The sequence below is a fragment of the Bradyrhizobium barranii subsp. barranii genome, from assembly GCF_017565645.3.
Classification (GTDB): Bacteria; Pseudomonadota; Alphaproteobacteria; order Rhizobiales; family Xanthobacteraceae; genus Bradyrhizobium; species Bradyrhizobium barranii.
In genome coordinates this window covers 4,666,848-4,690,010 of the sequence record NZ_CP086136.1, presented here as the reverse complement: position 1 = coordinate 4,690,010, position 23,163 = coordinate 4,666,848, and the positions used below count along the sequence as shown (strand labels likewise).

The 23,163-nt window shown below is 65.6% G+C and carries 21 protein-coding genes; 8 read left to right on the top strand and 13 right to left on the bottom strand.

The features are described from left to right. The first annotated feature begins 2 nt into the window (after positions 1-2). Together J4G43_RS22140 and J4G43_RS22135 are read left to right on the top strand one after the other, a co-directional pair. A complete protein-coding gene (locus J4G43_RS22140) occupies positions 3-1,814 on the top strand; it encodes an ABC-F family ATP-binding cassette domain-containing protein (RefSeq protein ID WP_208086294.1) in 1,812 nt (603 codons plus the stop codon). 108 nt (positions 1,815-1,922) lie between these two features. Then, positions 1,923-3,002 (top strand): D-TA family PLP-dependent enzyme, encoded by a 1,080-nt coding sequence (locus J4G43_RS22135; protein ID WP_208086293.1) that lies wholly within the window; start codon positions 1,923-1,925, stop codon positions 3,000-3,002. Here the strand turns inward: J4G43_RS22135 and J4G43_RS22130 are convergent. Continuing rightward, a complete protein-coding gene (locus tag J4G43_RS22130) occupies positions 2,999-3,901 on the bottom strand; it encodes a LysR family transcriptional regulator (RefSeq protein ID WP_135214319.1) in 903 nt (300 codons plus the stop codon). The genes J4G43_RS22135 and J4G43_RS22130 overlap by 4 nt on opposite strands. Positions 3,902-3,995: 94 nt before the next feature. Here J4G43_RS22130 and J4G43_RS22125 point away from each other — a divergent pair, with 94 nt between their 5' ends. Further along, positions 3,996-4,160 (top strand): hypothetical protein, encoded by a 165-nt coding sequence (locus J4G43_RS22125; protein WP_225005023.1) that lies wholly within the window; start codon positions 3,996-3,998, stop codon positions 4,158-4,160. A gap of 57 nt (positions 4,161-4,217) precedes the next feature. Next, positions 4,218-5,213: an MFS transporter gene (locus tag J4G43_RS22120; protein ID WP_249814869.1), complete on the top strand. Its 996-nt coding sequence runs from the start codon at positions 4,218-4,220 to the stop codon at positions 5,211-5,213. On the opposite strand, the gene J4G43_RS22115 is transcribed toward J4G43_RS22120, so the two are convergent. The 8 genes from J4G43_RS22115 to J4G43_RS22080 all read right to left on the bottom strand — a co-directional run bounded on the left by J4G43_RS22115 (position 5,214) and on the right by J4G43_RS22080 (position 14,313). Further along, complete coding sequence (locus J4G43_RS22115; protein WP_249814815.1) at positions 5,214-6,392, bottom strand: BaiN/RdsA family NAD(P)/FAD-dependent oxidoreductase; 1,179 nt, start codon at positions 6,390-6,392, stop codon at positions 5,214-5,216. A gap of 38 nt (positions 6,393-6,430) precedes the next feature. Then, positions 6,431-7,348, bottom strand: coding sequence for an SDR family NAD(P)-dependent oxidoreductase (locus J4G43_RS22110; RefSeq protein WP_071914878.1), 918 nt, complete (start codon positions 7,346-7,348; stop codon positions 6,431-6,433). A 119-nt stretch (positions 7,349-7,467) separates the two neighbouring features. Further along, entirely contained in the window at positions 7,468-7,947 is a 480-nt protein-coding gene (locus tag J4G43_RS22105) for a MaoC family dehydratase (RefSeq protein WP_208086292.1), read from the bottom strand. Further along, positions 7,948-9,663, bottom strand: coding sequence for an AMP-binding protein (locus J4G43_RS22100; RefSeq protein ID WP_208086291.1), 1,716 nt, complete (start codon positions 9,661-9,663; stop codon positions 7,948-7,950). Continuing rightward, complete coding sequence (gene mmsB / locus J4G43_RS22095) at positions 9,663-10,553, bottom strand: 3-hydroxyisobutyrate dehydrogenase (protein ID WP_208086290.1); 891 nt, start codon at positions 10,551-10,553, stop codon at positions 9,663-9,665. The genes J4G43_RS22100 and mmsB overlap by 1 nt, the downstream gene beginning before the upstream one ends. Before the next feature lie 30 nt (positions 10,554-10,583). Continuing rightward, positions 10,584-11,651: an enoyl-CoA hydratase/isomerase family protein gene (locus tag J4G43_RS22090; RefSeq protein ID WP_208086289.1), complete on the bottom strand. Its 1,068-nt coding sequence runs from the start codon at positions 11,649-11,651 to the stop codon at positions 10,584-10,586. Then, positions 11,648-12,793 carry an isobutyryl-CoA dehydrogenase gene (locus J4G43_RS22085; protein WP_208086288.1) on the bottom strand — a complete coding sequence of 382 codons (1,146 nt, stop codon included), beginning with the start codon at positions 12,791-12,793 and terminating at the stop codon, positions 11,648-11,650. The genes J4G43_RS22090 and J4G43_RS22085 overlap by 4 nt, the downstream gene beginning before the upstream one ends. 23 nt (positions 12,794-12,816) lie before the next feature. Continuing rightward, complete coding sequence (locus tag J4G43_RS22080; protein ID WP_208086287.1) at positions 12,817-14,313, bottom strand: CoA-acylating methylmalonate-semialdehyde dehydrogenase; 1,497 nt, start codon at positions 14,311-14,313, stop codon at positions 12,817-12,819. A gap of 101 nt (positions 14,314-14,414) precedes the next feature. On the opposite strand from J4G43_RS22080, the gene J4G43_RS22075 reads away from it, so the two are divergent. Beyond that, positions 14,415-15,323: a LysR family transcriptional regulator gene (locus J4G43_RS22075; RefSeq protein ID WP_028157678.1), complete on the top strand. Its 909-nt coding sequence runs from the start codon at positions 14,415-14,417 to the stop codon at positions 15,321-15,323. Positions 15,324-15,432: 109 nt separating this feature from the next. On the opposite strand, the gene J4G43_RS22070 is transcribed toward J4G43_RS22075, so the two are convergent. Then, a complete protein-coding gene (locus tag J4G43_RS22070; protein ID WP_208086286.1) occupies positions 15,433-16,053 on the bottom strand; it encodes a TetR/AcrR family transcriptional regulator in 621 nt (206 codons plus the stop codon). Between the two features lie 69 nt (positions 16,054-16,122). Next, positions 16,123-16,653 (bottom strand): PaaI family thioesterase, encoded by a 531-nt coding sequence (locus J4G43_RS22065; RefSeq protein ID WP_208086285.1) that lies wholly within the window; start codon positions 16,651-16,653, stop codon positions 16,123-16,125. A gap of 153 nt (positions 16,654-16,806) precedes the next feature. Between J4G43_RS22065 and J4G43_RS22060 the strand changes: the two genes are divergently transcribed. Beyond that, positions 16,807-17,577 carry an enoyl-CoA hydratase gene (locus J4G43_RS22060; protein WP_208086284.1) on the top strand — a complete coding sequence of 257 codons (771 nt, stop codon included), beginning with the start codon at positions 16,807-16,809 and terminating at the stop codon, positions 17,575-17,577. Positions 17,578-17,608: 31 nt separating this feature from the next. Here the strand turns inward: J4G43_RS22060 and J4G43_RS22055 are convergent, their stop codons facing one another. After that, a complete protein-coding gene (locus tag J4G43_RS22055; RefSeq protein ID WP_208085346.1) occupies positions 17,609-18,784 on the bottom strand; it encodes an IS481 family transposase in 1,176 nt (391 codons plus the stop codon). A gap of 355 nt (positions 18,785-19,139) precedes the next feature. Between J4G43_RS22055 and J4G43_RS22050 the strand changes: the two genes are divergently transcribed. Then, positions 19,140-20,336, top strand: a complete 1,197-nt coding sequence (locus J4G43_RS22050; protein WP_208086283.1) for an acetyl-CoA C-acyltransferase — start codon at positions 19,140-19,142, stop codon at positions 20,334-20,336. 113 nt (positions 20,337-20,449) lie between these two features. Then, positions 20,450-21,745 carry an MFS transporter gene (locus tag J4G43_RS22045; RefSeq protein WP_085401962.1) on the top strand — a complete coding sequence of 432 codons (1,296 nt, stop codon included), beginning with the start codon at positions 20,450-20,452 and terminating at the stop codon, positions 21,743-21,745. Here J4G43_RS22045 and J4G43_RS22040 read toward each other — a convergent pair. Next, positions 21,742-23,145 carry a carbohydrate porin gene (locus J4G43_RS22040; RefSeq protein WP_208086282.1) on the bottom strand — a complete coding sequence of 468 codons (1,404 nt, stop codon included), beginning with the start codon at positions 23,143-23,145 and terminating at the stop codon, positions 21,742-21,744. The two genes, J4G43_RS22045 and J4G43_RS22040, sit on opposite strands and share 4 nt — an antisense overlap. Positions 23,146-23,163 lie beyond the last annotated feature (18 nt).

Genomic DNA, 23,163 nt, shown 5'->3' with positions numbered 1-23,163 from the left:
TCATGGCGCCGCCCCTGATCCAACTCAAAGACATCAAGCTCACCTTTGGCGGCACGCCGCTGCTGAGCGGCGTCGAGCTCAACGTCGCGCCGGGCGAGCGCGTCTGCCTGATCGGCCGCAACGGCTCGGGCAAGTCGACGCTGCTGAAGATCGCAGCCGGCCTCGTCGAGCCCGACGGCGGCACGCGCTTCGTGCAGCCGGGCGCGACCGTTCGCTATCTGCCGCAGGAGCCGGATTTCGGCGACCACAAGACCACGCTCGCCTATGTCGAGGCGGGCCTCGCGCCCGGCGACGACCCGTACCAGGCACGCTACCTCGTGGAGCAGCTCGGGCTTACCGGCAACGAGAACCCGGCCAACGTCTCTGGCGGCGAGGCCCGCCGTGCCGCGCTGGCTCGCGTGCTGGCGCCCTCGCCCGACATATTGCTGCTGGACGAGCCGACCAACCATCTGGACCTCTCCACCATCGAATGGCTGGAAAAGGAGCTCGACAGCCGCCGCGGCGCGCTGGTGATCATCAGCCATGACCGCCGTTTCCTCACCAATCTCTCGCGCTCGACCGCATGGCTCGACCGCGGCAAGATCAAGCAGATCGATCGTGGCTTCGCCTCGTTCGAGAGCTGGCGCGACGAGGTGCTGGCCGAGGAAGAGCGCGACCAGCACAAGCTCGACCGCAAGATCGTCGACGAGGAGCACTGGCTGCGCCACGGCGTCTCCGGCCGCCGCAAGCGCAACGTCAAGCGGCTCGGCAACCTGCACGCACTGCGCGACCAGCGGCGCAATTATCGCGGCACGGCCGGCACCGCCAGTCTCGCCGCATCCGAAGCGGAGCAATCCGGCAAGCTCGTGATCGAGGCCAAGGGCGTCACCAAGGCCTTCGGCGACCGCGTGATCGTCGACAATTTCTCGACCCGCATCCAGCGCGGCGACCGGCTCGGCATCGTCGGACCGAACGGCGCCGGCAAGACCACGCTGGTCAACCTGCTCACCGGCGGCGCGGAGCCCGATGCCGGCATCGTGCGGCTCGGCGCCAATCTTGAGACGGCCACGCTCGACCAGCACCGCGAAAGCCTCGATCCCAAGTCGACGCTGGCCGAGGCGCTAACCGGCGGCCGTGGCGACCAGATCATGGTCGGCGGCAAACCGAAGCATGTGGTCGGCTACATGAAGGACTTCCTGTTCGCCCAGGAGCAGCGCGGCACGCCTGTCGAGGTGCTCTCGGGCGGTGAGCGCGGCCGGCTGATGCTGGCCCGCGCGCTGGCAAAACCCTCGAACCTGCTGGTGCTGGACGAACCGACCAACGATCTCGACCTTGAAACCCTCGACGTGCTCGAGGACATGCTCGGCGACTACGAGGGCACAGTGATCCTGATCAGCCACGACCGCGACTTCCTCGACCGCGTCGTCACGTCCGTGATCGCCCCCGAAGGCAACGGCAAGTGGACCGAATATGCCGGCGGCTACAGCGACATGCTGGCGCAGCGCGGTGCCGATCTCAAGCGCGACACGACGAAGGCGCAAGCCCCCGCGGAGAAGAAAGAGGAGCGGCTGGCTGCTCCGCCCGCCACGGCAAAACGTCGGTTGAGCTTCAACGAGAAGCACGCGCTGGAAACGTTGCCGAAGAAGATCGAGACCCTGCACGCCGACATTGCCAAGCTGCAGCGCTTCCTCGATGATCCCAATCTCTACACCAAAGACCGCAAGAAATTCGACGAGACCTCCGCCGCCATCGCCAAGGCGCATGACGAATTGTCTGCCGCCGAAGAGCGCTGGCTCGAACTGGAAATGCTCCGCGAAGAAATCGAGCAAGCGTAATTTGTAGGATGGGTCGAGCGCAGCGAAACTCATCGCACAACGGGATTAGGTATTGATGGGTTTCGCTGCGCTCTACCCATCCTACGGGTCCAGAAATAGAGAGATCACATGACCACTCCCCTCGCCGCCAAAATCGCCCGTGAATATGGCACGCCCTGCGCCGTCATCGACATGGACCGGGTCGAGCGCAACATCGCACGGATCCAGAAGGCCTGCGACGATGCGGGTGTCGCCAGCCGGCCGCACATCAAGACGCACAAGAACCCGACGATCGCCAAGCTGCAGGTTGCGGCCGGCGCGAAGGGCATCACCTGCCAGAAGCTCGGCGAGGCCGAGATCATGGCCAATGCCGGCATCGACAACATCCTGATCAGCTACAATCTGCTCGGCGAAGAGAAGATGGCGCGCCTCGGCGCGCTGCAGGCGAAGGCGAACATGACAGTCGCTGCCGACAACTCGACGGTCGTCGCCGGCCTGCCCAAGGCAGCAGCGGCTTCGGGTCGTCCGCTCTCGGTCGTGGTCGAATGCGACACGGGGCGCAAGCGCGCGGGCGTCGAGACCCCGGCTGAGGCGATTGCGCTGGCCCGCGAGATCGCCGGGTCCAAGGGGCTCGAATTCGCCGGCTTCATGCTGTACCCGACCGAGACCGGCTGGGCCGACGCGCAGAAATTCTACGACGAGGCGCTGGCCGGCGTGCGCGCGCACGGATTGGACGCCAAGATCGTCTCGACCGGCGGCACGCCGAACCTGAAGAATCTCGGCAAGCTCAAGGGCGGCACCGAGCATCGCTTCGGCACCTACATCTACAATGACCGCATGCAGGTCGCCGCGGGCTCCGCGACCTGGGACGACTGCGCCCTGCACATCTATTCGACGGTCGTGAGCCGCGCCGCGCCCGAGCGCGGCATTCTGGACGCCGGCTCGAAGACGCTGACGACGGACACCGGCGGGCTCGACGGCCACGGCCTGATCCTGGAGCACCCCGAGGCCAAAATTGCGCGCTTCGCGGAAGAACACGGCTTCCTCGACCTCTCACGCAGCAACACGCGTCCCAATGTCGGCGACGTCGTGCGGATCGTGCCGAACCACGTCTGCGTCGTCGTCAACATGATGGACGAGGTGGTGATGGTGCGCGGCGAGGAGATCATCGGCACGCTGCCGGTGGCGGCGCGCGGGAAGCTGCGCTAGGCGCGAATTAGAGCTTGCAGCTCCCGATCCAGTCCGTCGCGGAACAGGTTGATCGGGCGAGTCAGTCGCCCGGCCGGCGGGCGATGCACCAGCCATGCGCGCACGGCGGGATTGAACTCCCGCGCAGCGACCGGCTTGAGCTTGTCGCGAAATGCGCTGCGCTTCAGCCCGATCGGCGTGACCAGGCCGACGCCCAGGCCGCGTGACACCAGCGACAGCCGAAGCTCGCTGTCCAGCGCCTCCACAGCGACGGTGAACGGTAAATGCTCTGCATCGAAGCGGCGCTTGAGTGTGTCGCGAAATCCGCAACCGTCCTGGTTGATCACCCACGAGAGCTGCGACAGGCGCTCCAGGTCGACGGTGCGCGGAATCTTCATGTCGCGCGCGACGACGAACACCACCGGCTGCGACCCGAGATCGTCGGCGACGAGATCGGCAGGCGGCGTTGCCCCGTCAGGCAGGCAGATCGCGGCGGCATCCAGCTCGTTGCGGCTGACCCGCTCGACTTGGTTGGGCGACCAACCCGAGACGACGCGCACGCTCAGTGCCGGAAATTCGGCACGCACCGCGTCGAGCGGCGCGCTGAGTCCGGCCTCGGAGAGAAACGGCGTGAGGCCGAGCCTGAACTCGCCGCGCACAACGCCGTCATTGGCGACGCCTGACTTGAGGTCGTCCAGCATCCGAAGAAGGCGCCGGCCCTGCTCATAGGCCTCACGACCTGCGGCCGTGGGCTTCAACGGTTTCGACAGGCGGTCCAACAGCTGCGCGCCCAGCATCTCCTCGAGATTCTGGATGCGCCGGGTTACGCCAGGCTGCGTGAGATTGAGGCGCGTCGAGGCGGCAACGATTGATCCGGTCTCGACCACAGCGACGAAGGCGACGAGGTCATGGGTATTCATAACTAACTCGCATATTCTTTATAGGCTTAATTGAATTGTAGCATATTAGTCACCCCGCTTAAAGGGGACCCCCGTACCCAGCCCGCGAGGTCCCATGACCATCTCCGAAACCACCAAGCTCGTATCCCCGAAGCAACTTGCCGAGCGATCCCTGATCTGGCTCGGCGCCATCACCACCGGCGGCGTCGTCACCAATTTGTTCGCGCCGCAGATCCTCGTTGGACTGATCGGCCGGTCGCTGGCCATGACCGCCTGGTAGGCTGGCCTCGTCAGCACGCTAACGCTGCTCGGCTATGCACTCGGCCTGTTGTTGCTGGTGCCGCTGGTCGATCTCATCGAGAACCGGCGCCTGATCCTGCGCACGCTCGGCTGCGCGATCTTCGCGGCGCTGGCAACGGCGCTAGCGCCGACGCCGTCACTGCTATTGCTCGCCACGTTCGTTCTCGGCGCCTCCTGCGCCGCGATCCAGATGATGGTTCCGCTCGTGGCTTCGATGGTGGCGCCCGAGCGTCGCGGCCAGGCCATCGGTGAAGTCATGAGCGGATTGATGATCGGCATCCTGCTGTCGCGGCCAGCAGCGAGCCTGATCGCAGATCTCTGGAGCTGGCGTGCCTATTATCTCGCCTCAGCCATCCTGATCACGTTCCTCGCGGGTGCGCTCGGCCGTTATCTGCCGACGCTGCGACCGGCAGCCCGCGTCGGCTACGGCGAATTGCTCCGCTCGTTCCCAAAGCTGTTGCGGGAAGAACCTGTGCTGCGCGTGCGGGCCTGGACCGCATCGCTGGTCATGGCCTCCTTCACCGCCTTCTGGTCGGCGGTCGCGCTGCGCCTGCCGGAGGCGCCATTCGGCCTCGACTCCAAGGGCATCGCGGCCTTCGCGCTGATCGGCGTCGCAGGCGCCGCGGCGACACCGCTCGCTGGCCGCTGGGGCGATAAGGGCTGGGCGCGCCCGCTGTTTCTTGTGGCGCATCTGCTCATCATCGGCTCGCTCGCGCTCTGCGCCGTGGCCGGTGCGATGGAGTCCCGCATGGCGGCACTGCTGGTATTGAGCCTCGGCACGATCCTGCTCGACGTCGGCATCACCGCCGACCAGACGCTCGGCCGCCGCGCCATCAATCTGCTGCACCCCGAGGCGCGCGGCCGCATCAACGGCCTGTTCGTTGCGCTGTTCTTCATCGGCGGCGGCGTCGGCTCCGCAGCGGCCTCGCTGGCCTGGAGTTTTGGCGGCTGGACCGCTGTCTGCGTGGTCGCGGCGAGCTTTGGTGTGCTAGGTCTTCTCACCGATCTTCTGACCAGGACCGGCACGTCGTGATCAGGACGACGCGAGCCATCGCAACACGCCCCTTCCGGCCGCCGCCCCCGTCGCAAACGACGCCTGCAACAGATAGCCGCCGGTCGGCGCCTCCCAGTCCAGCATCTCGCCGGCGGCGAACACGCCGGGCAGCTTTCGCAGCATGAAGTGGTCATCGAGCTCGTCGAAGGTCACCCCGCCCGCCGTCGAGATGGCGCGCTCGATCGGGGAAACGCCCGTGAGCTGAACCGGAATGGCGTTGATCAGCTTCGCAAGCTGCACCGGCGAGAGCGACGCCAGCGGCCGGCCGGATGCGATGGCGGCCTCCTGCATCAGGCCGATGCCGACCGGCGACAGCTGCGCCGCCTTGCGCAGGAAGTTCGCCAGCGATTGCTTGCCGCGCGTGCCCGACAGGCGCGTGGTCAGCGAGGCAGCGTCGAGGTCGGGCCGCAATGCGATCGTCAGCGTCGCCTGCCCGAGACCCAGCACCGCCTCGCGCAGCTCGGCCGACAACGCGTAGATGGCGCCACCTTCGATGCCGCTGCGCGTGATCATGGCTTCGCCGCGGACTGTATGCGCCCCGATCGTCAGCGCCACGCCCTTGAGCGGCTGGCCCTCGAAGCGGTCGCGGAACACGTCGGACCATGCGACGGTGAAGCCGGAATTGGCCGGCCGCAGCTTCGAGATCGCAACGCCTTTGGACGCAAGGATATCGGCCCAGCCGCCGTCGGAGCCCAGCCGCGGCCAGCTTGCGCCGCCGAGCGCGAGGACTGTGGCCTTGGCCGCGATGGCCTGCACGCCGTCGGCTGTTTGAAACCGAAGCCGTCCTTGGTCGTCCCAGCCGGTCCAGCGATGACGAAACGCGAAACGCACACCGGCGGCGTCGAGGCGTCGCAGCCAGGCGCGCAGCAAGGGCGAGGCCTTGAACGCCTTTGGAAACACGCGCCCGCTGCTGCCGACGAAAGTCGGCTCGCCCAGCGCCGCGCTCCAGGCGCGGAGCGCATCCGGCGAAAACGCCGCGATCGCCGCTTGCAGCATCGGCGCTGCCTCGCGATAGCGCGTCATGAACTGCGGCAGCGGCTCGCTGTGGGTGAGATTGAGCCCGCCGCGGCCAGCCATCAGGAATTTGCGGCCCGCGGACGGCATCGCATCGTAGACAGTGACGCGGGCGCCGCCCTGCGCCAGCACCTCCGCCGCCATCAGCCCGGCGGGACCGGCACCGATGACGGCGACGTCAGTCAGAGCTTGATCCCCGCCCGTGCCGCGGCCTGCGCCACGTATTTCTGCGTCTGCTCGAACGCGCCCTGCAGCGCCTTCGCCTTCGACATGTCGCTGATCTCGGCGAAATGCGCGGCGACCGCATCCGGCGTCCATTCGGATTCCGGCAGGTTGATGCCTTCGCTCTCCACAATCTTGATCACGGCGAAGGAGCCGGCACCGGCGCCCATGATGGTGCGGGTCGGTGCGTCCTCGCTCAGCATGTACTCGACAGCGGGCGTGATCGCGTTCGGCTTCATCAGTTGCAGCGCCTGCGGCGGCAGCAGCTCTTCCGTCATGCGGGTCGCCGCGGTCGGCGAGATGATGTTGACGCGGATGTCGGTCTTGCGGCCTTCCTCGGCCAGCACGTTCATCAGGCCGACCATGCCGGACTTGGCCGCGCCGTAATTGGCCTGGCCGAAATTGCCGTAGAGGCCGGAGGACGAGGTCGTCAGCACGATGCGGCCGTAATTGCGGTCGCGCATGCCGGCCCAGGCCGCCTTGCAGCAATAGAAGGTGCCGACGAGATGCACGTCGAGCACCTTCTGGAAATCGGCGGCCTCCATCTTGCCGAACGACTTGTCGCGCAGGATGCCTGCATTGGCGCACATCAGATCAACGCTGCCCCACTCCTTGGTGGCGCGCTCGACCATCGCGGTGACCTGCTCGAAATTGGAGACGTCGGCGCCGTCGGCCATCGCGGTGCCGCCTGCTTTGCGGATCTCCTCGACGACGGCTTCGGCCGGCGACAGCGAGCCGCCGCTGCCGTCACGCGCGCCGCCGAAATCGTTGACGACGACTTTTGCGCCGCGGCTGGCCAGCCCCAGCGCATGGGCGCGTCCGAGGCCATTACCCGCGCCGGTGACGATGGCCACACGTCCGTCGAACCTGATTGCCATGAGTGTGCTTCCTGGATGTTAGGCGTCATGGCCGGGCGTGACCCGGCCAGCTATCAAAATCGACAGGCTTTTGAGCAGCGATGGATGGCCGGGTCAAGCCCGGCCATACCGGCTTGGGCCTACGCGAAATAGATCAACCCGAGCCAGTCGGCGACCAGCGCCGGCTTGTCCTCGCCCTCGATCTCCACCGTGACGTTGGTGCGGGACTGCAACTCGTTGGGCTTGCGCAGCTTGGCTTCCGCCAGCACGAAACGGCCGCGGACGCGCTTGCCCGAGCGCACCGGCGAGATGAAGCGCAGCTTGTCGAAGCCGTAATTGACGCCCATCGTGGTGCCGGCGATCACCGGCGTCACCTCATAGGACATGATCGACAGCAGCGACATCGTCAGGAAGCCGTGAGCGATGGTGGTGCCGAAGGCGGTCTCTTTCTTCGCGCGCTCCGGATCGACATGGATGAACTGGTGATCCTCGATCACGTCGGCATAGGTGTCGATGCGGGGCTGATCGACCAGGTGCCACGACGACACGCCGATCTCCTTGCCGACCATGGCCTGATAGGCTTCGAGGGAAATCGGCGGCTTCTTCCAGACTTCGTTCACTTAGGTCTCACTCCGTGTTTTCGGCAGCTCCGGAAAATCCTCTTCCCGGAATTCGCGACCGCGCAGGGGATCGTTGCGGTCGTCGTCGCGCTCCAGCCGTCTGAGCTGCACGCGGCGGATCTTGCCCGAGATCGTCTTCGGCAGCTCGGTGACGATTTCAAGGCGGCGGATGCGCTTGAACGGTGCAAGGCGCGTGTGCAGATGCCTGAAGATCGAGAGCGCGGTCTCGGGCGAGCGCTCCGCACCTGATGTCAGCAGCACAAAGGCCTTGGGGATCGCGAGCCGGATCGGGTCCGGGCTCGGCACCACCGCAGCTTCTGCGACGAGCTCATGCTCGAGCAGCACGCTCTCGAGCTCGAACGGGCTGATGCGGTAATCGGAGGATTTGAACACGTCGTCGGAACGGCCAACGAAGGTGAGATAGCCATCCTCGTCCGCGAACACGACGTCACCGCTGCGGTAGAGCGCGCCTTCCGCGCCCGAGAGCTTGCCGTCGTCGCCCTGATAGCCCTGCATCAGGCCGGCCGGACGGTCAGCGCCGAGCACCAGGGCCACCTCGCCTTCCTTCGCCGGGTTGCCGTCGGCGTCGCTGACCTGCACGCGATAGCCCGGCAGCGGCCGGCCCATCGAGCCGACCTTGATCTTTTGGCCCGGCGAGTTGCCGGCCAGCGCGGTGGTCTCGGTCTGGCCGTAGCCGTCGCGGATGGTGAGACCCCAGGCGGCCTGCACCTGGTCGATCACTTCCGGATTGAGCGGCTCGCCGGCGCCGCAGACCTCGCGCAAGCTCACCTTGAACGCCGCAAGGTTCTCCTGGATGAACAGCCGCCACACCGTCGGCGGCGCGCACAGCGTGGTGACGCCGCAGCGGCCGATGGTGGCAAGCAGACCCTTGGCATCGAAGCGCGGCTGGTTGACCACGAACACGGTCGCACCCGCATTCCACGGCGCGAAGAAGCAGCTCCAGGCGTGCTTGGCCCAGCCGGGCGACGAGATGTTGAGGTGGACGTCGCCCGGCTTCAGCCCGATCCAGTACATGGTCGAGAGATGGCCGACGGGATAACTGCGCTGGCTGTGCAGCACCAGCTTTGGTTTCGCCGTGGTGCCCGAGGTGAAATAGAGCAGCATCGGGTCGTCGGCATTGGTCGGACCCTCAGCCGTAAAGCTCTCCGAAGCCTCCGCTGCCTCGTCATAGGCAAGCCAGTCATCGGAGGCCGCACCGACGACGATGCGGACAACATTCTCGGCACCAAGGCTTGCGAATTTCGCGACCTGGTCTTGCGCTGCCACCACCGCCTTCGCCTTGCCGCGATCGAGTCGATCGCGCAGCTCATCCGCGGTGAGCAGCGTGGTGGCGGGAATCACGACGACGCCGAGCTTCATCGCCGCCAGCATCGTCTCCCACAACGGCACCACATTGCCGAGCAGCAGCAGCAGGTGGTCGCCGCGCTTCAGACCCTGCGCGCGCAGGAAGTTGGCAACCTGGTTGGAGCGCTGCGAGAGCGCCGCGAAAGACAGCTTGGTTTGCTTGTCCTGTGCGGCATCGACGATCCAGAGCGCGGGACGGTCCTTGGTGTCCGCATCCTTCGCGAGCTCGTCGAACCAGTCGAGCGCCCAATTGAAGGGAACTGGATCGGGCCAGCGGAAGTCTTTGACCGCTGTCTCGTAATCCGTGCGGTGTTTTAGCAGAAACGCGCGCGCGTCCTGAAATGTCGTCATTAGGCTTTCCCGGCTAGCCCCCTAACGTGCTTGATAATTCCGGAAAAATCCACCCCGCCCTGCCCGGCGGCATCGAAGGACTGATAGATCTCCTGCGCATGCTTGCCGAGCGGCGTGGCCGCTCCCGCGGCCTTGGCGGCGTCCTGCGCCAGCGTCAGATCCTTCACCATCAGCGCCGAGGCAAAGCCCGGCTTGTAATCGTTGTTGGCCGGCGAGGTCGGCACCGGGCCCGGCACCGGGCAATAGGTCGTCAGCGACCAGCACTGGCCCGACGAGGTCGAGGCGACGTCGAACAGCGCCTGATGCGAGAGCCCGAGCTTCTCACCGAGCGCAAAGGCCTCGCTCACCGCGATCATGGAGATGCCGAGGATCATGTTGTTGCAGATCTTTGCCGCTTGCCCGGCGCCGGCGCCGCCGCAATGGACGATCTTCTTGCCCATCTTCTCCAGCACAGGCTTTGCCGCAGCAAACGCGCCCTCCTCGCCGCCGCACATGAAGGTGAGCGTCGCGCCCTTGGCACCACCCGTGCCGCCGGATACCGGCGCGTCGACCGAGAGCACGCAATGCTTGGCCGCCAGCGCATGCGCCTGACGCGCGCTCTCGACGTCGATGGTGGAGCTGTCGATGATCAGCGCGCCCTTGGCCATCGCCGGAACAACCTCGCTCCAGACGCCGAGCACGTGCTTGCCCGCCGGCAGCATGGTGACGACGACATCGGCTCCCTTCACCGCACCCGCAGCGCTATCGGCGATGCCGGCGCCATCGGCCTTGGCCTGATTGCGGGAGGCTTCGACGAGATCGAACGCCGTCACCTTGTGGCCGGCCTTGACCAGATTGGCCGCCATCGGGCCGCCCATGTTGCCGAGACCGATGAATGCGATCGTGGCCATATCGATATCCTCCGCTAGACGTTTCGTTGATTAGTTGAACTTCAGTTCGTCGGCGCCGATCTCGGCGAAATACGGCGCAATCATCGCCGGCGTCACGTCCTCGATGCGCGGCGGCGACCAGGTCGGATTGCGGTCCTTGTCGATCACGGCCGCGCGCACGCCTTCGCGGAAATCGTCGCTGCGGAAGACCTCCAGCGCAGCGCGATATTCGCGCACCAGGCACTCTTCCAGGCTCGATGCGGTGCGCGCGAGCCGCAGCAGCTTCAACGTCACCACCATGCCGCGCGGCGATTTCTCGTTGAGTGTCTTCAACGTCGCCAGCGCGAACTCGGAGCCATCGCGCCTGAGCGCAGCGACGATGTCCTCCATGCGGTCGAAGCCGAACAGCGCGTCGATAACAGGCTCTTTCGCGGCGACCGGCCCCGCGGTCTCACCGGTCGCAAAACCGTTGATGAGCTTGCTCACGTCGGCCGCAGTCGCCCCCTGACCAACCTTCGTCAGCGCGTTGCGCAGCTCCGGCCATTTGGCGGCCGGCACCACGGCATCGGCGAACCTCGCGTGGATCGCATCGGGCCCGTTCATGGTCTGGCCGGTCAGCCCGAAATACGTGCCGATCTCGCCCGGCGAGCGCGACAACAGAAAGGTGCCGCCGACATCGGGGAAGAAGCCGAGCCCGACCTCGGGCATGGCGAGCCTGGTGCGGTCGGTGACGACGCGGTGGCTGGCATGGGCGGAGAGCCCGACGCCGCCGCCCATCACGATGCCGTCCATGAACGCGACATACGGTTTCGGAAACTTCTTGATCCGGGCGTTGAGGATGTATTCCTCGCGCCACAGGATCTTGCCGAGGTCACCGTTGACCTTCGAGCTTTCCCAGAGCGTGCGGATGTCGCCGCCGGCGCACAGGCCGCGCTCGCCGGCCCCCTCCAGCAGGATCACGGCAACAGCCGGATCAGCCTCAAAGCGGTCGAGCGCCTTTTCGATGTCGCGAAACATCTCCAGCGTCACGGCGTTGATGGCCTTGGGGCGGTTGAGCCGGATCACGCCGGCCGCGCCCTCGACCCGGGCGACCAGATCACCCTCCTCCACTGATCTCATCGCGCGCCCTCGATCAGTTTGCGCGCCACGATGAGCCGCATGATTTCATTGGTGCCTTCGAGGATCTGGTGCACGCGCAGATCGCGCACGATCTTCTCGATGCCGTATTCGCTGAGATAGCCGTAGCCGCCATGGAGCTGGAGCGCTTGGTTGGCCACCTCGAAGCCGACATCGGTGCCGAAGCGTTTTGCCATGGCGCAGAGCATGGTGGCATCGGGGTCCTTACGGTCGAGCGCGGCGGCGGCGCGCCACAGGAAGGTGCGCGCGGCCTCGAGCTCGATCGCCATGTCGGCGAGCCGGAATTGCAATGCCTGGAATTCGTCGAGACGTTTTCCAAAGGCCTTGCGCTCCTTCATGTAGGTGCGCGCCTTGTCGAGCGCGGTCTGCGCGCCGCCGAGCGAGCATGCGGTGATGTTGAGGCGGCCGCCATCGAGGCCGGCCATCGCGATCTTGAAGCCGATGCCCTCCTCGCCCAGCCGGTTGGCAACTGGCACGCGGGCGTTCTCGAACATCACGGCGCGGGTCGGCTGCGCATTCCAGCCCATCTTGCGCTCATTGGCGCCGTAGGAGACGCCGGGCGTGTTGCCGTCGATCACGACGGTCGAGATGCCGCCGGGGCCGTCACCGCCAGTTCGGACCATGGCGACAAGGAGATCCGTGCCGCCGGCGCCGGAGATGAACTGCTTCTGGCCGTTGAGGACGTAATGATCGCCGTCGCGCACCGCGCGCGTGCGCAGCGCCGCGGCGTCCGAGCCGGCACCCGGCTCGGTCAGGCAGTAGCTCGCAATCAGCTCCATCGAGCAGAGTTTTGGCAGCCATTTGTGGCGCTGGGTGTCGCTGCCGAAGGCATCGATCATCCAGGACGCCATGTTGTGGATGGAGATGAAGGCCGAGGTGGTCGGACAGCCCGTCGCCAGCGCCTCGAAGATCAGCGCCGCGTCGAACCGCGTCATCGCGGAACCACCGACATCCTCGCGGATGTAGATGCCGCCCATGCCGAGGGTCGCCGCCTCGCGCATCACGTCGACGGGGAAATGCTTTTCCTCGTCCCAGCGCAACGCGTGCGGCGCGATCTTCTCGGCCGCAAACGCCAACGCCATGTCGCGAACCGCGACCTGATCCTCGTTCAGAGCGAACTGCATCCCCGGCCTCGCTCTTGAGAGGGTTACTTCATCAGCGGGATCGAGAACTCCGCACCTTCCTTGACGCCGGACGGCCAGCGCGAAGTCACCGTCTTGGTCTTGGTGTAGAAGCGCACCGAGTCCGGGCCGTGCTGGTTGAGATCGCCGAAGCCCGACTTCTTCCAGCCGCCGAAAGTGTAATAGGCGATCGGCACCGGGATCGGCACGTTGACGCCGACCATGCCGACATTGACCTTGGCCGCGAAGTCGCGCGCGGCATCGCCGTCGCGGGTGAAAATGGCGACGCCGTTGCCGTAGTCATGATCCGACGGCAGCGCCAGCGCTTCCTTGTAGTCGTGCGCGCGCACGACCGAGAGCACGGGCCCAAAGATCTCTTCCTTGTAGATCCGCATGTCCTTGGTGACGTTGTCGAACAGCGAACCGCCGAGATAGAAGCCCTTCTCGTAGCCCTGCATCTTGAAGCCGCGGCCGTCGACGGCGAGGGTCGCGCCTTCCTTGATGCCGATGTCGATGTAGCTCTTGACCTTCTCGACCGCCTCGCGCGTGACCAGCGGACCGTAGTCGGCGGACGGATCGATCGAGGTGCCGATCTTGAGCGACTCGACGCGCGGGATCAGCTTTTCCATCAGCCGGTCGGCGGTGGACTTGCCGACGGGAACGGCGACGGAGACGGCCATGCAACGCTCGCCGGCGGAGCCGTAGCCGGCGCCGATCAGCGCGTCGACTGCCTGGTCCATGTCCGCGTCGGGCATGATGATGGCGTGGTTCTTGGCGCCGCCAAAACACTGGCAGCGCTTGCCGGTCTGGGCTGCGCGCTCGTAGATGTATTGCGCGATCGGCGTGGAACCAACGAAGCCGATGGCCTTGACGTCGGGATCGTCCAGGATGGCGTCGACCGCTTCCTTGTCGCCGTTGACGACGTTGAGGATGCCGGCCGGCAGGCCCGCCTCGATCATGAGTTCGGCGAGCATCATCGGCACGCCGGGATCGCGCTCGGACGGCTTCAGGATGAAGGCATTGCCGCAGGCGATGGCGGGGGCGAACTTCCACATCGGGATCATCGCCGGGAAGTTGAACGGCGTGATACCGGCGACCACGCCGAGCGGCTGGCGCATGGAATAGATGTCGATGCCGGGCCCGGCGCCTTCGGTGTATTCACCCTTCATCAGATGCGGGATGCCGCAGGCGAACTCCGCGACTTCGAGGCCGCGGTGAATGTCGCCCTTGGCGTCCGGCACGGTCTTGCCATGCTCACGCGCGAGCAGCTCGGCGAGCTTGTCGTAGTCGCGCTGCACCAGTTCCACGAACTTCATCATGACGCGGGCCCGGCGCTGCGGGTTGGTCGCGGCCCATTTCGGCTGGGCGGCACGGGCGTTCTCCACGGCAGCGCGGACCTCGGCCTTGGACGCCAGCGCCACCTTGGCCTGGACGTCACCGGTCATCGGCTCGAATACGTCCGCCGTCCGGCCTGAGGTGCCCTTGACCTCCTTGCCACCGATGAAATGTCCGATTGAACGCATGGAATGATCTCCTGAGGTCGAGCGTGAACGCTTTGACAAATCCTATCGACCTGCATTTTATAGGATTCAAGTCTGAGATAATGCACCATAGATGTGCGAAAATGCTGGATCAAGGTAGCATCGACTGGGACGACTTCCGCTTCGTGCTGGCCATCGTGCGGGGCGGCTCGGTTTCGGCTGCGGCTAAACAGCTCGGAGTGGACCACGCCACTGTGATCCGCCGTGTCGACCGGCTGGAGAGACACCTCTCGGCAAAGCTGTTTGACCGGCGCAAGACCGGCTATCTCCTCACCGAGGCCGGCCAGCGCGTCGCCGACAGCGCGGAAGCCATGGAATCGACCATCGTCGCCAACCAGGAACAGGTCGGCGGCTCGGTGGCACGGCTGACCGGAACGGTGCGGATCGGCGCGCCCGACGGGTTCGGCACCGCCTTCCTGGCGCCGCGGCTGGCGCCGTTCGCGGATCGCTATCCCGACCTCGATCTGCAACTTGTGGCCACCGCGCGGCTGTTCAGTCTCTCCAAGCGCGAGGCCGATATCGCGATCAGCCTGACCATGCCGAAGGAAGGCCGCATCGTCGGCCGCAAGCTCCTGGACTACCGCCTCGGGCTTTATGCGGCGCCGGCCTATCTCGACCGTTTCCCGAAGATCACCTCGCGGCAGGACCTGCCGCAGCATCGCTTCGTCGGCTATATCGAGGAGCTGCTGTTCACGCCCGAGCTCGATTACCTCCCGCAGGTATCGCCGCGGATTTCGGCGCGCTTTCGCAGCGCTAATCTGATCGCACAGCTCAATTCCACGCTCGCGGGCTTCGGCATCGCCGTGCTGCCACACTTCATGGCGAGCGACTACCCGCAGCTGGTGGCGGTGCTGCCGGAGGAGATATCGATCACGCGGACGTTCTGGATGCTGATGCACGCAGACAGCAAGGACCTCGCGCGGATCCGCGCGGTGGCCGATTACATCGGCGAGATCGTGGAGCGCGAGCGGGCGTTGTTCGCGGGGCGATAACGACGGTCTCGTAGGGTGGGCAAAGCGAAAGCGCGCCCACCATGTCTCTTGCAGGCGTGGAGATATGGTGGGCACGGCGCTGGAGCGCCTTTGCTCACCCTACCGCATCTCAGTTCTGCTTCGCCTTCTTCGCCGCCGTCACCTTCGGCTCGCGCTTCGCGCCCTCCAGCGCGCTGTCCTTGCCCGCCTTCAGCACCTCGTCCGACAGTTCGCTCGATCCTGCGATGCGCGCCAGCAGCATGGTGCCGGCCATCGTGGCCAATGTCGCGATCGCCTGCTTGCGCGCGGCCTTGCGCGGCAGGTTGGGGATGAAATCGGTCATCATCTCGACCATCTCGTCGAGCTTTCCGGCAAAGGCCTTGCGCGTCTTCGGACTCTCGCGGGCGATCTCGGCGCCGAGCGCTGGAATCGAGCAGCCGTGGCCGGGATTGTCCCGATGCAGCGCCGAGAGATAGGTCTCGACGATCTGGGTCAGTTGCTTTTCGGGCGCGACCTGATCGGACTGCTTGCGCCAGTGCTCCATCGAGCGGTCCATGGCGTAGGCAAAGGCCTCGATCACCAGCGCCTCGCGCGAGTCGAAATGCGCGTAGAAGCCGCCATGGGTCAGGCCCGCCTCCTTCATGAGGTCGGCGACGCCGATGCCGTGAGCGCCTTTTTCGCGCAGCCGCACGGAGGCCTTCTTCACGATTCGGTCGTGGGTTTCCTGCTTGTGTTCCCGGGAATAGCGCATGCGGGTCTCATTGAATGTCGGAGATCATCTCATAACACAGAAATGGACCAGGCGGCGCATTAATTCATATTAAGTTGTCGCGCCGATCATGGAAAAGGTTGCAGTTGCATGGACTGCGAGCGCACCCTTGCCGTCGCGCACGAAACCTTCGGTGTAGCTGGTCTGACGTCCCAGCTTGATGATCTTGCCTTCGGCCGAGATCAGCCCGGAACGGACCGACAGCGGGCGCAGGAACGTCATTTTCAGGTCGAGGGTCACGGACGATTGCCCGGGCTCCAGCCGCGTCGAGATGGCGCAGCCCATGGCGGTATCAATCAGCGCCGCGGCGGTCGCGCCGTGCAGGAGGCCAATGGTATTTTCGAGATCCTCGCGCGGCTCAAGTTCCATCACGATCCGGCCCGGCTCGACCACGGCCATAGTGAAACCGATCAATTTTGCGAAGGGCGGCGGCGGCAACCGGCCGTCGCGGATACCCAGCATCGCGTCCATGCCTGAAAGCCCCATCGCTGCTTTTGCAACCGGCGCAGGCACCTGCCAGTCCACCACGCGCTCACGCCGCTGCGCGGGCGAAAACAGGTCGAGTTGATCGTTACAGGTCATGGCGGCCTCTTTGTATGATACGTGTCATACTATGTCACGAACTTCGCCATGGCAACTCCGTCTCCCACCCGCTTGACAAGCAGGGCGTTTCGGCACCGAAGTGATCCCGACCCGCGCGCCTCGCGCATGTCCACGAAACTCCGAGATGCCCCGATGGAAATGCTCAACAATCACTGCGGCGTGACGCGCGATGCGCGCGGCGTCGTTCATGTCGCGATCTGCAACGCCGGCCCGCTGAACATTCTGGGCTCGCCCGTCACCGATGCCGTGCGCGAAGGCCTGCAGACCCTCGCGACTGACCGCAGCATCCGCGTCGTGGTGCTGCGCGGCCAGAGCGAGAAGAGCATGATCGGCGGCGCCGACATCAAGGAGATGGCCAAGCTCGACCAGAAGTCGGCCGAAGCCTTCATCAGCCGCCTGCGTGATCTCTGCGAGGCCGCCCGCCAATTCCCGGCCCCCGTGATCGCGCGGATGCCGGGCTGGTGCCTCGGCGGTGGCCTCGAAGTCGCAGCCGCCTGCGACTTCCGGATCGCTGCACACGATGCGCATTTCGGCATGCCGGAGGTCCGCGTCGGCATCCCCTCGGTGATCCACGCCGCCATGCTGCCGCGCCTGATCGGCTGGGCCCGCGCCCGCTGGCTGGTGATGACGGCGGAGAACATCGACGCGCCGACGGCGCTGGCGTGGGGCCTGGTGGACAAGGTCGCCCCCGAGGGCGGGCTGGATACTGAAGTCGAGCATCTCGTCAACGCGCTGCTCGAATGCGGCCCCGAGGCACTGCGCTCGCAGAAGGCCCTGCTGCGGCAGTGGGAGGAACTGCCGCTGACGGAGTCGGTAAATCTCAGCGTCAAGGTGTTCGGCGAGTCGTTCCTGACGGACGAGCCGACGCGGCTGATGCAGGCTTTCGTGAACAGGAAGCGGTAATCCAAAAACAGTGTCATGCCCCGCGAAGTGTTTAGTCCGGAGACATGGCTGACACCTGTTCGGACACATCACTGACAGGTTGGCCATTGGTCAAGTCGATCGATGCGACCTGCCAGCTGGCGAAGAAGATTCCGTAGTGGCCGTCACGAACCAGTGGCCGGATGGCAAGGCGTTCGCGGGCGAAGGCCTGGGGAACTTTCCAGAAGCGTCCCTTGAAGGAGATGTAGGGTCTTGTCGATGAGACCCTGCGCACGATCTCGCCGCTGTCGTATTCGACGTTCGGAACGCGGGCCGGCATGGGGCGAGCACTTGGCCGGAAGCGATCGGCAGGGACCTGCATATCGAGGCCTTGGTGAGGCCGCTCCAGATTGTAGACCGGCCGCCAGGCGTCGAAGGCGCGCTGGACTTCCGGGAGAGTTCGGAAGCGGCGCATTGCAAACACCTCGGCCTTCAGGGTGCGATGGAAGCGCTCGTTCTTGCCGCGGGCCTGTGGGTGGCATGGCCTGGCGTGCACCACCCTGACGCCAAGCTTGAGCAGCCACACCTTCAGTCCGGTCCAACGAATGCCGGACGTATCGCCCCAGGGTGAGCCATTGTCGGTGTAGAAGGCCTCTGGCAGGCCATAGCAGCGGAACGTCGTCGACAGGTGATTCTGCACGGTGAGACGCTGCTCGTCGGCACATGCCTTCAGGCACAGCACGTAGCGCGAGTGATCGTCGACGATGGTCAGCGGATGGCATCGTGTCCCGTCGGCCAGCGGCAGGTGGCCCTTGAAGTCCATCTGCCACAGCAGATTGGGAGCTTCCTTCTCGAACCGGTGGCCCGGATTGGGCGGCGCATTCTCACTCGGTTTGACCCGGCCGTTCCGACACAGGATCTGGTGCACCGTTGATGGCACAGGCACCGTCTGCCCGCCCCGCTTCAGGCAATGGGCAATCTTCCGTGCTCCCCAAGCCGGATGCTTGTCGCGTACAGCCAGGACTTCTACTTCGACCGCAGCCTCACTCCGCTTGGGCATCGCATGCGGGCGCCGGGAGCGGTCGGCCAGCTCCCGATCGCCGGCCTGCCAGCGCGCCAGCCACTTGTAGCCGACGTCAGGACTGACGTTGAACCGACGGCACAGTTCGCGCCGGTTGGCGCCCTCCTGCAAAGCCAGCCGCACAAACTCGTGACGCTGATCCATCACTGACACCTCGCTCCAAGGCATGGACGGCCTCCCGAATCGGACCAATCCAGCCAATGTTGATGTGTCAGCTATGTCTCCGAACACCCGTCAGTGATCTGTCCGGGCTAAACAGAAGGCGGGGCATCCAGTACGCCGCGGCCCCTCGATTCATCACAGCTGTCTCGGAGTACTGGATCGCCCGCCTTCGCGGGCGATGACAGTGTTTGGTGTGGCGGCTACCGCCCCCCTAGCCGCAGCCCAAGCCGCTCACCTCCTCCAATCGAACGACCTAATCTCATCCGAACCACGACAATTTCTCATGCCGGCCGCGGTTGCATTTTTTGCGCCGCATCATATGATGGTCATAATCTTTTCCGTCATCGCTGGGAGTTTCATCATGGCCGAAGCCGCCGATCCCGTCGTCATCGTCTCCGCCGCCCGTACCCCGCTCGGCCGCTTCATGGGCGAGCTGTCGCCGCTGGCGGCACACAAGCTCGGATCGCATGTGATCAACGCCGCGCTGGAGCGCGCCAAGCTTGCGCCCGAGAAGGTGGATGAAGTTTTCATGGGCTGTGTGCTGCCGGCCGGACAAGGCCAGGCGCCAGCTCGCCAGGCGGCGCGCGCGGCCGGCCTGCCCGACGCCACGGGCGCGACCACGGTCAACAAGGTCTGCGGCTCCGGCATGAAGGCGACCATGCTGGCGCACGACATCATCCGCGCCGGCTCGGCCGAGATCGTCGTCTCTGGCGGCATGGAGAGCATGAGCAACGCGCCCTATCTCCTCGCCAAGGCGCGCGGCGGCTACCGCGTCGGTCATGATCGCATCATCGACCACATGATGATGGACGGGCTGGAGGATGCCTACGAGACCGGCCGCTCCATGGGCGATTTCGGCGAGGCCACCGCGGAAGCCTATCAGTTCACCCGCAAGGACCAGGATGCCTACGCGATGGAGACGCTGAGCCGCGCGCGCAGGGCGGTCGAGGGCGGCGCGTTCAAGGCCGAGATCGCGCCGATCACGCTCACCGAGAAAGCCGGCCCGCGCATCGTCGCCAATGACGAGCATCCGCTGAAGGTCGATCCTGCGAAAATCCCCGGATTGAAGCCGGCGTTCCGCGCCAACGGCACCATCACGCCGGCGGCCTCGTCCGCCAATGCCGACGGCGCCGCGGCGCTGGTGCTGACGAAGCGCTCACTGGCGGATCGCAACGGCCTGCCGGCAATTGCCGAGATCAAGGGCCACGCCACCCACAGCCAGGAGCCGCAATGGTTCACGACGGCTCCGATCCCGGCGATCCGCAAGCTGCTCGACAAGGTCGGCTGGAGCGCCGGCGACGTCGACCTGTTCGAGATCAACGAGGCCTTCGCCGTGGTGGCGATGGCGGCGCAGCGCGACCTCGGCATCCCGCGCGAGAAGCTGAACATCAACGGCGGCGCCTGCGCGCTTGGCCATCCCATCGGTGCCACCGGCGCGCGGCTGATCGTGACGCTGCTGCACGCGCTCGAGGCGCAAAACCTCAAGCGCGGCGTTGCGGCACTCTGCATTGGCGGCGGTGAAGCCACGGCCATCGCCGTGGAGCGTCTGACGCACTGACCTAGACACGTCCGAAAATGAGGGAACTCTGTCATTTTCGACAGACACGTCCCGTGCCATTCTAGAAGCTCGTGCAGGTGTCTCAAAGCCTGCCCATCAAACATTGAGGCCCAATGATCTCGAACTGGCTCGCGGCGACACTCGGCCGCCGCAATATCCACTACGGCTGGGTGATGGTCGGCGTGACCTTCCTCACCGCGCTGATCAGCGCCGGCACGGTCGGCGCGCCCGGCGTCTTCATCGTCCCGCTTCAGCACGAGTTCGGCTGGAGCACGGCGCAGATTTCCTCCGCGCTGTCGATCCGCTTCATCCTGTTCGGGCTGATGGCGCCGTTCGCGGCCGCCCTGCTCAACCGCTACGGCCTGCGTAACGTCACGCTGACCGCACAGCTCATCGTGGTCTCGGCGCTGGTCCTTTCGCTCGGCATGACTGAAGTCTGGCAGCTCGTGTTGCTGTGGGGCGTCGTGATCGGCATCGGCACCGGCATGACCGCGCTGGTGCTGGGCGCCACCATCGCGACGCGCTGGTTCGCCGCGCGGCGCGGCCTCGTGGTCGGCATCATGACCGCAAGCGTCGCCACCGGCCAGCTTGTATTCCTGCCGCTGCTCGCAAGCTTGACCGAACGTTACGGCTGGCGGCTCGCGCTCGGCTTCGTCTGCATCGCGCTCGGCGTCTCCGCCGTGGCGGTTCTCCTTGCGATGCGCGACCGGCCGAGCGATGTGGGCCTGCGCCCGTTCGGCGACGAAGGCACCGAGCCCCTGCCGGCCCCGCCGGTCAGCCATGGCTCGATCACGGGCGTGGCGCTCGGCACGCTGCGCGACGCCTCGAAGTCGCGCGCGTTCTGGATCCTGTTTGCGACCTTCTTCGTCTGCGGCGCCTCGACCAACGGCCTCGTCCAGGTGCACCTGATCCCGATGTGCCTCGATTTCGGCATCCCGCAGGTGCAGGCCGCAGGCTTGCTCGCCGCAATGGGCATCTTCGACTTCTTCGGCACCATCATGTCGGGCTGGCTGTCGGACCGCTACGACAACCGCTACCTCCTGTTCTGGTACTACGGCCTGCGCGGGCTCTCGCTGATCTTCCTGCCCTTCAGCGACTTCTCGTTCTACGGGCTGTCGATCTTCGCGATGTTCTACGGCCTCGACTGGATCGCCACGGTGCCGCCGACGGTGCGGCTCACCGCGCAGAAGTTCGGGCCCGAGCGCGCCAATCTGGTGTTCGGCTGGATCTTTGCCGGCCATCAGCTCGGCGCAGGCACCGCGGCGTTCGGCGCCGGTTTCTCGCGGACGGTCTATGAGAGCTACCTGCCCGCGTTCTTCATCGCCGGCGCGCTCTGCGTGTTCGCCTCGCTGATCGTGCTGGCGCTGTCGCGGCAACCCAAGGCCGAGCCGAAGCCGGCCATGGCCTAGTACCTGATCGTGGAGGTGACGCCGAAGACTGCGGCGTCACCGATCCGCGACACGCCGGTCGAATCGTTCGGATTGGGGATGCCGCCGGAGGGGCGGAACACGTATTGGAAGTAAGGCGCGATCAGCCAGCCCGGCTTGATATGCGCCTCGTAGATCATCTCGATCAGCGTTTCGTTGCTGCGCACCGGACTCTGGATGCCGGTGAAAGCCTGCGTATCAATGTCAAGATTGCGCGCGGTGTTCGAAATCCGCATATAGGCCATGGCCACGCCGAAGCGATCGAGCGGACGGCCTGGCGTGAAGCCCACGAAACCGATGCCGCCGTCCACATAAAGGTCGATCAGATTGCGGTCCGGCGGGCTGTAAGCGATGCGGCCGAACGCGGTGATGCCCGGGATCGAGGCTGACGTGGTGTTGTCCTTTACCTCCGGCGGGCGATAGAGCACCTGCTCGATGACGGCGAAGACACCGTAATTGCCGCGAAGTCTTGCAGGCACACCGCTTCCGCTGGGATCGGCGATCGACAGCCCCTCCGCCGTAAAACGCTGGCTGTCGAACGAGCCGTAATGCTTCCAGGCGCCCGGCGTGAAATTGCCGGCGAGCGGCCGGCCGCCGATATCGACGTCGTAGTTGAAGCGAACCTGCCCGATCACCCACGGCGGATCGTTGACGCGGAACGCCAGGCCATGATGGTCGCGCAGCTGCGGATCCTGATCGCCCGGACCTGACGGATCGCCGTTGAACACCGCACCGAACGCCGTGATGCTCTCGGTCAGCGCCGCCTTGATGCGGATGCCGGGCACCGCGATCGGCGGTGCCGGGCCGCCGGCCGGAAGATTGCTCGCCTTGATCGCGGGCCAGCCGAAGGTGCCGTTGATGAAGAGGTCGTCGGTCTGGCTGTCGAAGAACTCGACGTCGGCGGCCTGCTGGCCGACCCTGATGTTCAGGCGGTCGCCGAAGAAGCTCTGCTCGAAATAGGCGTTGTAGAGCCGCTGGTCCGGTAGCGCCTCGATCTCGCTGATGGTGGCGAGGTTCATCACATAGTTGCGGCTCAGCCCTTGGCCGTAGATCACGAACGCATTGGCGTAGAAGCGGCCGCCGGTCCAGCCGACGAGCTTGTCGAGATCGGCATCGATCGAGAGATCGAGGCGGCCGAAATGGATGGCACCACGCTTCACGCCGCTGGAGACGTTGGCGATGTTGTCGGCGATATAGGTGGCGCCGAAATTCAGGCCCTTGTTGGCGAGCCCGTCATGCCATTCGTTGAACCATTTCGGCGCCAGCCATTCGGCCGCGCTTTCGTCCTTGGCGCCGGCGAGCGCGCCGGTGCTCGCCACCGTTGAGGCCAGCACTATCGCGGCCGCATTTCGCAGCGGAAATCTGTGGGACGTGCCGATCACGGCTGATACCGGCTGCGT

Coding starts and splice junctions, on each gene's coding strand:
- J4G43_RS22110 (WP_071914878.1), bottom strand. CDS start 7,348: ATGGCAATCAGGTTCGACGGACGTGTGGCCATCGTCACCGGCGCGGGT.
- J4G43_RS22080 (WP_208086287.1), bottom strand. CDS start 14,313: ATGCGTTCAATCGGACATTTCATCGGTGGCAAGGAGGTCAAGGGCACC.
- mmsB (WP_208086290.1), bottom strand. CDS start 10,553: ATGGCCACGATCGCATTCATCGGTCTCGGCAACATGGGCGGCCCGATG.
- J4G43_RS22090 (WP_208086289.1), bottom strand. CDS start 11,651: ATGAGATCAGTGGAGGAGGGTGATCTGGTCGCCCGGGTCGAGGGCGCG.
- J4G43_RS22100 (WP_208086291.1), bottom strand. CDS start 9,663: ATGACGACATTTCAGGACGCGCGCGCGTTTCTGCTAAAACACCGCACG.
- J4G43_RS22115 (WP_249814815.1), bottom strand. CDS start 6,392: ATGGCGGCGGAGGTGCTGGCGCAGGGCGGCGCCCGCGTCACTGTCTAC.
- J4G43_RS22075 (WP_028157678.1), top strand. CDS start 14,415: ATGCTGGATCAAGGTAGCATCGACTGGGACGACTTCCGCTTCGTGCTG.
- J4G43_RS22070 (WP_208086286.1), bottom strand. CDS start 16,053: ATGCGCTATTCCCGGGAACACAAGCAGGAAACCCACGACCGAATCGTG.
- J4G43_RS22130 (WP_135214319.1), bottom strand. CDS start 3,901: ATGAATACCCATGACCTCGTCGCCTTCGTCGCTGTGGTCGAGACCGGA.
- J4G43_RS22085 (WP_208086288.1), bottom strand. CDS start 12,793: ATGCAGTTCGCTCTGAACGAGGATCAGGTCGCGGTTCGCGACATGGCG.
- J4G43_RS22045 (WP_085401962.1), top strand. CDS start 20,450: ATGATCTCGAACTGGCTCGCGGCGACACTCGGCCGCCGCAATATCCAC.
- J4G43_RS22140 (WP_208086294.1), top strand. CDS start 3: ATGGCGCCGCCCCTGATCCAACTCAAAGACATCAAGCTCACCTTTGGC.
- J4G43_RS22125 (WP_225005023.1), top strand. CDS start 3,996: ATGACCATCTCCGAAACCACCAAGCTCGTATCCCCGAAGCAACTTGCC.
- J4G43_RS22050 (WP_208086283.1), top strand. CDS start 19,140: ATGGCCGAAGCCGCCGATCCCGTCGTCATCGTCTCCGCCGCCCGTACC.
- J4G43_RS22135 (WP_208086293.1), top strand. CDS start 1,923: ATGACCACTCCCCTCGCCGCCAAAATCGCCCGTGAATATGGCACGCCC.
- J4G43_RS22065 (WP_208086285.1), bottom strand. CDS start 16,653: ATGACCTGTAACGATCAACTCGACCTGTTTTCGCCCGCGCAGCGGCGT.
- J4G43_RS22055 (WP_208085346.1), bottom strand. CDS start 18,784: ATGCCTTGGAGCGAGGTGTCAGTGATGGATCAGCGTCACGAGTTTGTG.
- J4G43_RS22060 (WP_208086284.1), top strand. CDS start 16,807: ATGGAAATGCTCAACAATCACTGCGGCGTGACGCGCGATGCGCGCGGC.